This window comes from Acinetobacter bereziniae, assembly GCF_016576965.1.
Taxonomy (GTDB): Bacteria; Pseudomonadota; Gammaproteobacteria; order Pseudomonadales; family Moraxellaceae; genus Acinetobacter; species Acinetobacter bereziniae.
Genome location: NZ_CP066119.1, coordinates 1128201 through 1140702, shown reverse-complemented (window position 1 = coordinate 1140702; position 12502 = coordinate 1128201). Strand labels below are relative to the sequence as shown.

14 protein-coding genes are annotated in these 12502 nt (G+C 37.7%); 10 read left to right on the top strand and 4 right to left on the bottom strand.

Translation table 11 applies throughout. The features are described 5' to 3' along the window. Window positions 1–152: 152 nt before the first annotated feature. From I9192_RS05235 to I9192_RS05225, 3 genes are all read left to right on the top strand, one after another. The gene (locus tag I9192_RS05235) at window positions 153–737 is read left to right on the top strand and encodes a DedA family protein (RefSeq protein ID WP_005030746.1); all 585 of its coding nucleotides are present in this window, start codon (window positions 153–155) and stop codon (window positions 735–737) included. A 461-nt stretch (window positions 738–1198) separates the two neighbouring features. After that, a complete protein-coding gene (locus I9192_RS05230; protein ID WP_009585622.1) occupies window positions 1199–1807 on the top strand; it encodes a LysE family translocator in 609 nt (202 codons plus the stop codon). A gap of 375 nt (window positions 1808–2182) precedes the next feature. Continuing rightward, window positions 2183–2452, top strand: a complete 270-nt coding sequence (locus I9192_RS05225; protein WP_005030747.1) for a DUF4282 domain-containing protein — start codon at window positions 2183–2185, stop codon at window positions 2450–2452. Between the two features lie 146 nt (window positions 2453–2598). Here the strand turns inward: I9192_RS05225 and I9192_RS05220 are convergent, their stop codons facing one another. Then, window positions 2599–3123, bottom strand: coding sequence for a YecA/YgfB family protein (locus tag I9192_RS05220; protein WP_200150170.1), 525 nt, complete (start codon window positions 3121–3123; stop codon window positions 2599–2601). A 66-nt stretch (window positions 3124–3189) separates the two neighbouring features. Continuing rightward, window positions 3190–3396: a PA3496 family putative envelope integrity protein gene (locus I9192_RS05215; RefSeq protein ID WP_004722524.1), complete on the bottom strand. Its 207-nt coding sequence runs from the start codon at window positions 3394–3396 to the stop codon at window positions 3190–3192. A 327-nt stretch (window positions 3397–3723) separates the two neighbouring features. On the opposite strand from I9192_RS05215, the gene rpoD reads away from it, so the two are divergent. The 6 genes from rpoD to I9192_RS05185 all read left to right on the top strand — a co-directional run bounded on the left by rpoD (window position 3724) and on the right by I9192_RS05185 (window position 10423). Further along, entirely contained in the window at window positions 3724–5670 is a 1947-nt protein-coding gene (gene rpoD / locus I9192_RS05210) for an RNA polymerase sigma factor RpoD (RefSeq protein WP_257790587.1), read from the top strand. A 125-nt stretch (window positions 5671–5795) separates the two neighbouring features. Further along, complete coding sequence (locus I9192_RS05205; protein ID WP_005030752.1) at window positions 5796–6083, top strand: YbeD family protein; 288 nt, start codon at window positions 5796–5798, stop codon at window positions 6081–6083. A gap of 170 nt (window positions 6084–6253) precedes the next feature. Then, a complete protein-coding gene (gene lipB / locus I9192_RS05200; RefSeq protein ID WP_005030754.1) occupies window positions 6254–6943 on the top strand; it encodes a lipoyl(octanoyl) transferase LipB in 690 nt (229 codons plus the stop codon). Window positions 6944–7020: 77 nt separating this feature from the next. Continuing rightward, entirely contained in the window at window positions 7021–7554 is a 534-nt protein-coding gene (locus I9192_RS05195; RefSeq protein ID WP_004828241.1) for a hypothetical protein, read from the top strand. Window positions 7555–7557: 3 nt separating this feature from the next. Next, on the top strand, window positions 7558–8742 hold the full coding sequence (locus tag I9192_RS05190; protein ID WP_005030756.1) for an iron-containing alcohol dehydrogenase: 1185 nt from the start codon (window positions 7558–7560) through the stop codon (window positions 8740–8742). A 268-nt stretch (window positions 8743–9010) separates the two neighbouring features. Then, window positions 9011–10423, top strand: coding sequence for an APC family permease (locus tag I9192_RS05185; protein WP_005030758.1), 1413 nt, complete (start codon window positions 9011–9013; stop codon window positions 10421–10423). Between the two features lie 96 nt (window positions 10424–10519). On the opposite strand, the gene I9192_RS05180 is transcribed toward I9192_RS05185, so the two are convergent. Both I9192_RS05180 and I9192_RS05175 read right to left on the bottom strand, forming a co-directional pair. Next, on the bottom strand, window positions 10520–11074 hold the full coding sequence (locus I9192_RS05180; protein ID WP_005030760.1) for a flavodoxin family protein: 555 nt from the start codon (window positions 11072–11074) through the stop codon (window positions 10520–10522). 39 nt (window positions 11075–11113) lie between these two features. Then, the gene (locus I9192_RS05175; RefSeq protein WP_200150169.1) at window positions 11114–11830 is read right to left on the bottom strand and encodes an SDR family NAD(P)-dependent oxidoreductase; all 717 of its coding nucleotides are present in this window, start codon (window positions 11828–11830) and stop codon (window positions 11114–11116) included. A gap of 154 nt (window positions 11831–11984) precedes the next feature. On the opposite strand from I9192_RS05175, the gene I9192_RS05170 reads away from it, so the two are divergent. Next, a complete protein-coding gene (locus I9192_RS05170; protein ID WP_004828230.1) occupies window positions 11985–12377 on the top strand; it encodes a winged helix-turn-helix transcriptional regulator in 393 nt (130 codons plus the stop codon). Window positions 12378–12502: the final 125 nt, after the last annotated feature.

Below are 12502 nucleotides of genomic sequence, written 5' to 3'. Positions count from 1 at the left end.
ATAAAACAAAGAATTTTTCTAAAGTGTTTAGTCATTCAATCAAAACGTTTAAAGCACAACAAATCCCTACTATATTTTCTAAAATGTACACAATACTATGTTGATAACTGCCTATTTTTATATACAAAATGACTGATTGGATTATTGCGATCATGGAGCAATTGGGTTACTTCGGTATTGCTCTGCTCATGTTTTTAGACAATGTTTTCCCCCCTATTCCCTCTGAAATTATTATGCCATCTGCAGGCTTTACCGCATCTCAAGGACAATTGCTGTTATCGGGTGTAATTATTGCAGGAAGTATAGGCTCACTTGTTGCAGCAGCATTGTTGTACTGGGTTGGGCGTAAGATTCCCAACCAAAAAATTTTTGAATGGGTAGATCGCTACGGAAAATATCTTTTTATCAAAACAGAAGATGTTAAAAAAGCTTTAGATTGGTTTGAGAAATATGGTCACAATGTGGTCTTTTTTGGGCGAATGATTCCAGCTGTACGCTCTTTGATTAGTATTCCAGCAGGAATGAGTCATATGCCCTTTTGGAAATTTATGCTGTATAGCAGCTTAGGAACAGTAATCTGGACCAGCTTTCTTGCCGCAGTCGGCTATTACTTTGGAAACAATACTGCCTTAATGCAAAAAATTTTCAGTCAAGTGAGCTATGTCATTATTTTCATCGTCTTTATTTTCATTGCTTATTGGGTATATCGAAAATTCAAAAAAGCCAAGTCAATGTAATCAAAAACATCCCCCTGAAAATTTTAAAGCTGAAAGCTGATGGATAGGTCATCACGAAGCTGATCCCCGTCCATTTAATTACATGAGACCATCGAGTTTTCTATTTTGAAAATATACAACAGCTACTAAAAATAAAACTCATCCCCCCTTTTATTCATTATCGAATGTCATAAAACAGTCGAATTCAAAGTTAAAATAAAATTTCTATATTTCCTGCTAAAATTTTTCCCACTTCACTTTGTCTCATCATATTTATGCATATGATTTACTCATTTGATCTCAAGATTTATAGCAACAACAAAGATAAATTTCGCAATTGGTAAATAAACTTGAAGAATTTCAACCACTCTTAAATATATTCCAAAAACTCATGTATACCCAAAAATTATTCTCGATTTATTTTATATCAAATATATGAAAAATATACACAATAATTTATTTTTCAAAAAAGGAATGCATGAGTGAATGAAATGATTGCTGTCATCTTAATCACTTGTTTGGCTGTCATTAGCCCAGGTGCTGACTTTGCCATTGTGACCCGTAATAGTTATCTATATGGTCGTCAAATTGGACTCAGTACAGCATTGGGAATTGCAGGCGGTGTGTGGATACATGTGGCTTATAGTCTGCTTGGACTCGGTTTTTTAAAAAACCATATGCCTTATCTCCTACAAACGATTCAATATGTTGGCGCAGCTTATTTGATTTACTTGGGATACAAAACGTTCACCCAAAACAAAGTACAGTTAAATGAAAATGGTGTGGGTATCACTGCTTGGCAAGCATTTCGACATGGTTTTTTAACCAATAGTCTGAACCCCAAAACAACCCTATTTGTCGTCAGTTTATTTGCGCAATTGATTACTACAGCTGGGAATTCCACACTAAAATTAGTGTCATACGGCGCTTTCATTTCAATCAGCCATTTTATTTGGTTCGCACTCATTGCACTATTTTGTGCACATCCCACAATCCGCAATAAAATTTTAGACAATGAAATTATCATCAATCGAATTATTGGGGTTTTACTGTTTATTTTAGGGTGCAGCTTACTTTTCGCGAAGTTCTAAATTTCGAAATATCATGCTGTTATTTTTAATCTTTGAGGAAATTGGTAAATTTTAAATTCCTTAAAGCTTATTTGTGTGTGAACAATAGAGCTCTTTTATACATCAGAAAACGATCATATTGAACGAATCAAATGGATACTGAAAGTGCCTTCTTTCCTTCAACAAAAGGCAAAGCTGAGGGGATTTTTGTCGATTTATAGTTTATAAAGAACTTATGAAAGAAGCCCGATTGAATTTGGGTTGAGTTCAACCTGTTTCATTTGCAAGATTGATTATGTAATAAATCTCATTTAAAATTTTTGAGTGCAAATTTTAATCACTTACAACCCCATGCACATATATCACTAAATGAAGAATATAACAGGTACTTAATATATGAATAACTTACTGACACTCAATGACATGCTTACCCCAAAAATTGTCACTGTTTTATATTGGCTCGGATTAATCGGTGTCGTGATTGCTGCTTTAACCACATTGTTTGGGTTTGGTTATGGCGCATACTCAGGATTCTTTAGTCGCTTGTTCTCTGCCATATTGATTATTGTGTTTGGTGGCTTGGCTGTTCGAGTTTACTCAGAACTGCTGATTGTGATTTTCAAAATTCATGAAAATTTAAAGAAAATTGCAGATCGCCAACCTTAATATCAAAATAGGATGTAAATAAGAAAATATTATTCAGATTTATATTATCAAGATCAAGCCTCTTGGTATTGGTGTTGTTATCGCAGATAGCAAAACAAAAAAAAGCCTGCTTTCACTGGAGAAAGCAGGCTTTTTATCTGAGTCGATTAGTTTGGTGTATGGTACATCAAGTAAATTTCATTCAGATTTTCAGGAATTTCTTCGGCGATCTCATCCATCAATTGACCATTACGGCGGAATGATTCCATTTGAGGATCTTCATCATCTACACCACTAAACACCATCATTGGCAGTGTTAGATCTACAATTTGCTCTTCATATTCTGGTGCAAACCAAGCATCTTCATTCAGGAACATTGCGTCTACGAAACCAACACTCCAATCTCCTAAACTAGACTCTACGTCTGCTTCTTCAATTTCAAAAGGAAACTCAATTCCTTCTTCGTTGGCTAAGTTCTGACGAATCGCTTCAAGCCATGCTTTGATTTGTGCAATAATTTCAGCAGGAACTTTCTTTTGATTGTTATCAAACAACTCATCTAGCCATTGATCAAAACGAGGACCAACTGCAGTTGCACATAAGAAACCATGAGTCGCTGCGAAATCTAGACCAAATTCATTTTGGTCACCATCTAGAAAATCGCTCAGTAGGTCTAAATCTAAAGCACTCATTTTGTTTCCAATAAACTTTGATCAGCTTTAAGCATAGCATTTTCCAAGGCTATGCCCAATGAATTTTTAATCTTCATCATCAAAATCATCGTCGTCATCAATGTCATAATCAAAATCTTTTAAATCTTTCTCTAAACGACGCTGTGCAAGTAAATCATCGATCAAACGTCGCTTTTCTAAAGATTCTTTGGCGCTAATTTTGCTTGATGACTCATCAAAACTAACATCATCATCACCGTAGTTATCATCTAGTTCAAAATCTGTAGAAGACACTAAAACTACCTCATAATGAAAAAAAGTGAATGGGTCTAGGCGCTATTTATCTGTCTTCAGAAAACTTGTCAAGTTTTTTTTATTTTTTTTGTATTTATAGACCAAATTAGGCTTTTTTTAAGCCCTATTTTATGTAATGATATAATCCACCCTGCGTCTTGTTGTTTTTCGATAAATTTGAACAAAAAACGCACGGGATGATCTTGAAAATAACAATTTCACCCCCACCTAATTGATTGAATTTGAATTCTAAATATTCTATCAGACCGTTTTAACTGGTTTTCTGATGGGATAGCTGAGCTATTCACATCTATAAATTAACAGATTGTGCTATTATGCACGGTTTTTCACTGCCACAGATTCAACGAGAAGAGAGTAAAGATGAGCGAAATGCATTCCCCTACTTCACAAGTAGCGGCTCTTATTAGCCGAGGCAAAGAACAAGGTTACTTAACCTACGCTGAGGTTAACGATCATCTCCCAGACTCAATCACAGAAAGCGAACAGATTGAAGACATTATTCAAATGCTTCAAGACGTGGGTATTCCTGTACACGAACGCGCACCAGAAACTGATGATGCAATGTTTGATGGGAATAGCGAAGCTGGCGATGAAGTTGCAGAAGAAGAAGCTGCTGCTGTACTTGCCTCTGTAGAAAATGAACCTGGTCGTACCACTGACCCTGTACGTATGTATATGCGTGAAATGGGTACTGTTGAACTTCTTACACGTGAAGGCGAGATTAGTATCGCTAAACGTATTGAAGAAGGTATTCGTGACGTTTTACATTCAATCGCTTACTGGCCAAATGCTGTAGAAGTTGTACTACAAGAATACAAAGATTATGAAGCTGGTGAACGTCGCCTTGCTGATATTCTTTCAGGTTATTTAGACCCTGAAACAGATGAAGCAATTCCTGAAGTATTAGAAGACGAATCAGAAGATTTAGATGAAGATGAAACTAGTTCATCAACTAAACCTGCCAAAGACGTTAAATTGGATGATGATGACGAAGATGAAGAGTCAGAAAGTGATGATGATTCTGAAGGTGAGTCTGGTCCAGATCCTGAAATCGCTAAAGTTCGTTTCGATGAATTAGAAGCGGTTTGGAATGCAGCGAAAGAAACGATTGCTCAACATGGTCGCAACAGCGCTCAAGGTGTTGAAGCCATGGAAGCGCTTGCAACTGTATTTATGATGTTCAAATTCACTCCACGTTTGTTTGACATTATTTCTGAAATGATTCGTGGTACACACGAGCAAATTCGTACTTCTGAACGTGAAGTGATGCGTTATGCGGTTCGTCGTGGACGTATGGACCGTACGCAATTCCGTACATCATTCCCAGGTCAAGAATCAAATCCAGCATGGTTGGACGAGCAGATTGCTAAAGCACCAGCGGAGATGAAAGGCTATTTAGAAAAAGTTCGCCCAGATGTATTGGCATTTCAACAAAAAATTGCAGACATCGAAAAAGAACTTAATCTAAACGTGAAAGAAATTAAAGATATTTCTAAACGTATGGCGATTGGTGAAGCGAAAGCTCGTCGTGCCAAAAAAGAAATGGTGGAAGCAAACTTACGTTTGGTAATTTCGATTGCGAAAAAATATACCAACCGTGGTCTACAATTCCTCGACTTGATTCAAGAAGGTAATATTGGCTTGATGAAAGCAGTAGACAAGTTTGAATATCGTCGTGGTTATAAATTCTCGACCTATGCAACTTGGTGGATTCGTCAGGCGATTACTCGTTCAATTGCTGACCAAGCACGTACAATTCGTATTCCAGTCCACATGATCGAAACAATTAACAAGATCAACCGCGTATCTCGTCAATTGCTTCAAGAAATGGGGCGTGAACCAACACCTGAAGAATTAGGTGAACGTTTAGAGATGGACGAAGTTAAAGTTCGTAAAGTGCTCAAAATCGCCAAAGAACCGATTTCTATGGAAACGCCGATTGGTGATGATGAAGATTCGCATCTTGGAGATTTCATTGAAGACAGCAACATCACCTCACCTGTTGATGCTGCAACTTCAGAAGGCTTAAAAGAAGCAACGCGTGAAGTGCTTGAAAACTTGACTGAACGTGAAGCCAAAGTGTTGAAAATGCGTTTTGGTATTGATATGCCAACAGACCATACTTTGGAAGAAGTTGGTAAACAATTTGACGTGACACGTGAACGTATCCGTCAGATTGAAGCAAAAGCATTACGTAAACTTCGTCATCCTTCACGTTCTGAGCATTTGCGTTCATTCCTTGAAAATGACTAATTTCCATGCTTAATCTATGAATACTTTTGGGACTTGAAAATTAATCGAGTAACCCCATTAAGTATTTAAGAGAAACACAATGCCTGCACTGTTGCAGGCATTGTTGATAAATTAGAGGTGAAAAAATGTTAGACCGCACTCCATCTCGCGAATTACAAGAACATCTTTGGGTTTTTCCAATGGATTACCCAATCAAATTGATTGGTAATGCGGGTGAAGAATTACGTGGTGCTGTCGTCGAAATTTTGGTTAAACATTTTCCAGAGTTTGATGAAACAACGCTAGTTGTACAACCATCACGTACAGGTAAATATCATTCAATTACTGCTCAATTGCGTTTTGATGAGCTTGAACAAGTTCATGCGTTATATGCTGACCTTGCAGCTTGCGAACATATTCGTACAGCATTGTAATTTTGCAATAAATAAGGAACACGCCTATATGGCGTGTTTTTTTATGCCAGCTCAGCCCCACCTCAATCTTAATTACCCTGTTATTTTTAAACCGATAACAACTGTTTTCACCTTTAGTCGTCAATTTCCTTATAATTAACCAACTCCCCTATTTTCAAGGACACATGATAGTGAGTGATGCTGTTCTAAAACCCAAACTGATTATTCGCCAATATCAAGATTTGACATCCTACTCAAATCGTTTTCAAGAAATGAAATCTTTTACTGAGCAACGTGATGAACATTCACCTGATCAGCTTTGGATTCTACAACATCCTGATGTACTCACTCAGGGACAAGCGGGTAAACCAGAACACATCTTAATGCATACCGATATTCCAGTGGTGCAATCTGATCGTGGAGGGCAAGTCACTTGGCATGGTCCTGGTCAAATGGTGATTTATTTTATGTTTGACTTGAATCGCTTGAAATGGAATGTTCGCACACTCGTGACTTATGCAGAAAATCTCATGATAGATTTACTCAAGAAATATCAAGTTGAAGCATATGCCAAACCTGATGCGCCAGGGGTATATGTCAATGAACGTAAAATTGGTTCTTTAGGTTTTAAAATCCGTAGAGGTCGTAGCTATCACGGTTTAGCTTTAAATATTGACTGTAATTTAGAGGGTTTCCACACCATCAACCCTTGTGGATATTCAGGTTTAGAAATGGTACGGGTTTGTGATTTAGTCCAAAATTATCCAGATTACAACCAATTGTCTCAAGATGTGTTTGAGTATTTTCAACAAAGCAATTACTTTAGTGAGATTGAGGTCATTGACAAAAACTCAAATGACGATCAAGTCACATGCAAATAAATCACTTTCTTTTTCTCTAAAAACAAATTAGAGTAATTACTCTAAAACAAAATACAACTGCATAAAGGGACAAGCGAGTGATTTCAAGTAAATCTATCAAACCCGCTTTAGAACAAGCCTACGTCAAACTCATGATGGATGTGATTGGCAGAGGTTTAGTAATGGCGAGTCAAGTTGATGATGAAATTAAACATGAAGTATCTGTACTCCCTGTTGGTTTTACATTATCGATGAAAGTTTTTCCAAATGGCGCTTCATTTATTGCCAAGGTGAATCAAAAGCAACAGCTTGAATTGGTCAAGTCATTAGACCATAAACCTGATCTTTCAATTATTTTTAAGCATGTTCATCACGCATTCTTGGTCTTTTCATTCCAAGAAAGTACAGCACAAGCTTTTGCCAATGATCGCATGATTGCAGATGGTGACGTGTCTTATGCGATTCGTTTAGTGCGTTGCCTAAACAAAATGGAAGCATTGATCTTACCAAAACTCGTCGCGGAACTTGCAGTAAAGGAATACCCTTCAGAGTTAACCTTAAAAGAAAAATTAGCTGGTGCTGCGAATATTTATCTCAAAGTTGCCCAATCATATTTAAAAGGGAGTGCTTAACCCATGGCTAAACCATATTACGAATTTTTCTGTCCTGTAAAAGTGATTGCTGGTCATGCTGCACTCGAACATATTCCATTTGAACTGGCAGCATTAGGCGCTAAACGCCCGATGATCATTACTGACAAAGGTGTTCGCGCCAATCAGCTTTTAGCACCAATTGAAGCCGCATTTGAATCCACTGACATTGAAATTGGCGTAATCTTTGATGACGTTCCACCAGACTCTAGCCTAGAAACTGTGCGTGCAGCGGCTCAAGCTTATCGAGAAAATAATTGTGATGCGATCATTGCAGTTGGTGGTGGTTCAGTCATTGATACGTCTAAGACAGCCAATATTCTGGTTTCTGAAGGCGGCGATGATTTACTAAAATATTCAGGTGCACATAACCTGCCTCGCCCACTTAAACCTTTTTTCGTGATTCCGACGACATCTGGTACGGGTTCAGAGGTAACATTGGCAGCTGTTGTCTCAGATAACCAAAAAAATGTAAAACTGGCTTTCGCCTCAAACTACTTAATGCCACATGCTGCCATTCTTGATCCGAGAATGACACAAACGTTGCCACCGCATTTGACAGCAATGACGGCAATGGATGCAATGACACATGCGATTGAAGCATATACATGTATTGCCGCCAATCCGATTTCTGATGCTTATGCCACTGCAGCAATCAAAAAAATCAGCAAGAGCTTATTTGATGTGCTCGACAATCCAAGTGATGCCAATGGACGCCTAGAACTTGCACAAGCATCTACGATGGCTGGAATCGCATTTTCGAATTCTATGGTCGGGATTGTTCACTCATTGGGTCATGCTCTAGGTGCAGTCGCACACTTACCACATGGTTTATGTATGAACTTGTTTCTTCCTTATGTATTGGAATATAACAAGGACGTAAATGGCAATAAAATTGCAGATTTATTATTGCCACTTGCTGGTGCAGATATTTATGCACAAACACCTGCCAATCAACGTGCTGATAAAGCAATTGAAATGTTAATGACTATGCGTGATCACATTAACAGTCTGACTAAATTGCCACGTACGCTCAGTGAAACAGGTAAAGTCTCGCAAGCTCAGTTCGATGAAATCGCTGAAAAAGCTTTAAATGACGGATCAATTATTTTCAACCCGAAAGAAGCAACATTTAAAGATTTAAAATCTATCTTAGAAAAAGCTTGGTAATTGTTTAAAATTAAGACAATATACGCTTATGAACTGGCCTGATGTTTTTCTAAACATCGGGCTTTTATCTTGCAGAATGGTCAGTCAGCTATTTTTTAATCAAGATGGCATGTTTTCTGCTAAAAAAGCAAACAAAGTTACTGACAAAGGCGACCTTTTTAGAGTAGATTGGCGCACTTTTGTTTTATTCTTAGGGGGGATCGTTCGTCTCAAACGATCCTTATTCAATATGACTGATCCTTGATCAACGATTAAGAGGATAACGCCGTTGACAGATATCACTGGGACCCAATCCACAGCCAAATTGAAAAAAAATCTTGTGTTGTGGCATATTATCATTATTGGTCTAGCGTATATTCAGCCACTTACCTTATTTGATACCTTTGGTTTAGTATCAGACGGAAGTCACGGACATGTTCCAACTTCATATATTTTTGCGCTTGTTGCCATTCTTTTAACCTCTATCAGCTATGGTCATATGATTAAGCGTTATCCTTCTTCAGGTTCTGCTTACACTTATGCGCAAAAATCAATCCATCCCAACGTCGGCTTTATGGTCGGCTGGTCATCTTGGTTAGATTATTTATTATCACCACTGGTCAATATTATTCTGGCGGATATCTACCTAAGGGCTTTATTCCCAGACGTCAATAACTGGATATGGGTTATTGCGTTGACTGCTATTATGACAGTGATTAACTTATTTGGTTCACGTTTTGTTGCAAGATTTAATAGCACCATCGTCGTTGTTCAACTGGGTATCATCTTCTATTTTGTCTATGAGGTTTATATTTTACTGACTCAAGGCGTTTATGCAGATGGCACATTAAATCCTGACAAAGCAGAATTATGGTCACTTGCTCCTTTTTGGAGTGAAATGACAACCATTGGTGCATTAATTGGTGGTGCAACGATTCTGTGTTTCTCATTCACTGGTTTTGATGCACTTTCATCACTAGCTGAAGAAACTAAAGATGCTGAAAAAACATTGCCAAAAGCAATTTTTTCAACTGCTTTAATTGCAGGGATCATCTTTATTGTAAGCACTTACTTTATTCAGTTATTTTTCCCAAGTAATGCAACGCTTTATTTCAACCCACTGGATGAGTCTCAGCCTGTAATGTTGGAAGCGCTTGGTAATGCAACGCTTCTCACCGCGATTACGGGAATTGCGTTTAAAAAGCTGGTGCTTTATTTTGCGGTGATTGCGGTACTTGCATCAGGGATTTCAGCGCATGCGGGTGTATCACGTTTGATGTATGTCATGGGACGTGATGGCGTGATCAACAAAAAAGTATTTGGTCATATCAGCCCGAAATTACATACACCGACTTATAATATTTTGATTGTTGGTGTTGTTGCACTCTCTGCTGGTTTCTTAGACCTTGAGCATATCGTTAACTTAATTAGTTTTGGTGCTTTGACTGCATTTAGCTTTGTGAATTTCTCCGTGATTTCACGTTACGCACTACGTGATGGCAGAACGAAATCTCTAAAAGAAATCATCAACTATGTGGTTATTCCTTCACTTGGTTTTGCCAGCGTATTTTTAATGTGGCTAGAAATTGATGAAATGGCATTAAAGCTTGGTTTAGCATGGGCTGTACTCGGTGTTGCTTATTTAGCCTATAAAACACGCGGTTTCCGCTATCCAGCTCCACAACATAATGAACATGAATAATCTATGATTTGAAAAGTTCTAAAACAACAAAGGCGCTGAATGCGCCTTTGTTGTTTTCATAGATTCAAGCAATGCTTTTAAAACATGGATCATGAATTATGCAATAAATTTGTCAGTGATGGCTTGGATACGTTTTGCGTAGGCTTTTGCTGTTTCCAAATCGCCACTTGGAATTTCCTCAACACTGGCATCAGATGGCGATTGAACCAATAAGCCCACAGAACCACCTAAATTATTCACATCCTGACGTGTTGCATCTTTGGTATTTGCTGGCAATAAACCTAGGCTCACCCATATACCGCCATGTTGAGATGCAAGTGTTTGCAATGAAATCAAGGTCACTTGCTTATCACCATTTAAACTTGCGCTGTTGGTAAAGCCACCGAAGATCTTGTCAGTCCAAGCACGTGTAAACCAACGCTTTGAAGATGTATCAGCAAACTTTTTAAATTGCCACGGCGCATTTGCCATATAAGTGGGTGCACCAAATACAATTGCATCAGCAGCATCTAAAGTGTCCCAATCTTGATCTTGGATGTTTCCTTCTTGATCAATTTCAATCAATGTTGCATCAATTTCAGCCGCGAAAGTTTCTGCAATCACTTTAGTATGACCATAACCTGAATAATAAACGACAGCAATTTTTGACATGTTAAGTCCTCGTATATACGTCACTTTTGAATTAAAAATCTAATATTTGATATAACTGGGTAATGTTGCGGTTAAACCTTTTTTGAGTGCTTGCGTGGATGCTCCCACCAGTACTTCAAATGCATTGTTTTCAATTCCCTCAAATACCTGTTGCGCAACAGTTGATGGAGAAATTTTAGGAATATCGAGTGTTTGGGTTAAGTCTGTATCAATGAATCCCACATGTACGCCCATCACATACACATTAAACTTTGATAACCATTGACGCGTTGAATTGGTAAATGACCAAGCTGCAGCTTTAGAAATTGCATAACTGGTCAAAAGTGTGCTTGGCTCCCAAGACACATCAGAAAGAATATTGACGATATAACTTTCAGATTTGTTTTCTAAAATGCGGGAAAAATACTGCGTTGTTTGGACCACACCATATAAATTGGTCTCTAAAATAGTTTGTGTTGTTGCCACTATATTGGTTTCAACAGGACTTTGATTAAGACGAGCAATACCTGCATTATTCACCAAAATATTCACGTCACCACATTGCGCTACTGCATTTTGAATAGAAATAGGATCTGTTACATCCACAATAACTGGAATAATGCCCTGTTGATTAAAATCAGCAATATTACGCATTCCTGCATATACTTTTTGAGCACCACGTCGTACCGCTTCTTGTGCCAATGCCAAACCTAAACCACGATTTGCACCTGTTATAAAAATGACTGCATCTGAAACTTTCATTGCAACAATATCCATTCATATCCTATGGTCAGTCAAAACAACTGACTTAGTGATGCGTTGTTTCAACTCAATAAATTTATGATATACTTTTGAAATCTAGTATCAATTAGTTACTACTTGGTAACTGGTCAATTTTTTGTTCTAAAATGCCTACACAGAGGTTGATTTTATGACTAATGCATTCAATTTTAATATTTTTCACCCTGATTGCCCGGCACGATCTTTTTTTGAAAAATTTGCAGATAAATGGATTTTATTGATCATTTATCAACTCGATCAGCACTCACAGCACTTCAATGAACTCAAAAAAAATTTGATGGGCATCTCTCCCAAAGTGCTTTCTCAGAAATTAAAAATTCTTGAAAGAGATGGCTTTATTTCTCGTACTATTCATGAAAATAATGTCATTAGAGTTGAATATGCTTTAACAACACTGGGACATGAATTTGCCCAAACTGCACTATCATTTAAAATCTGGGCTGAAGGAAATATGCAACATGTGATACGTGCGCAGAGGCAATTTGATTTAGTTCAAGCAAAAACTGAGCCAGCGATAATATAAGTCACTTGTATTGCAAAAACAGACATGATGCACTTAAATACCACCAATATATCCCTAAGCTGCATCATCGCGGGAACATAGGACCTAAATAGAATTCCAACATTACAGACTGAATGGAATAACAA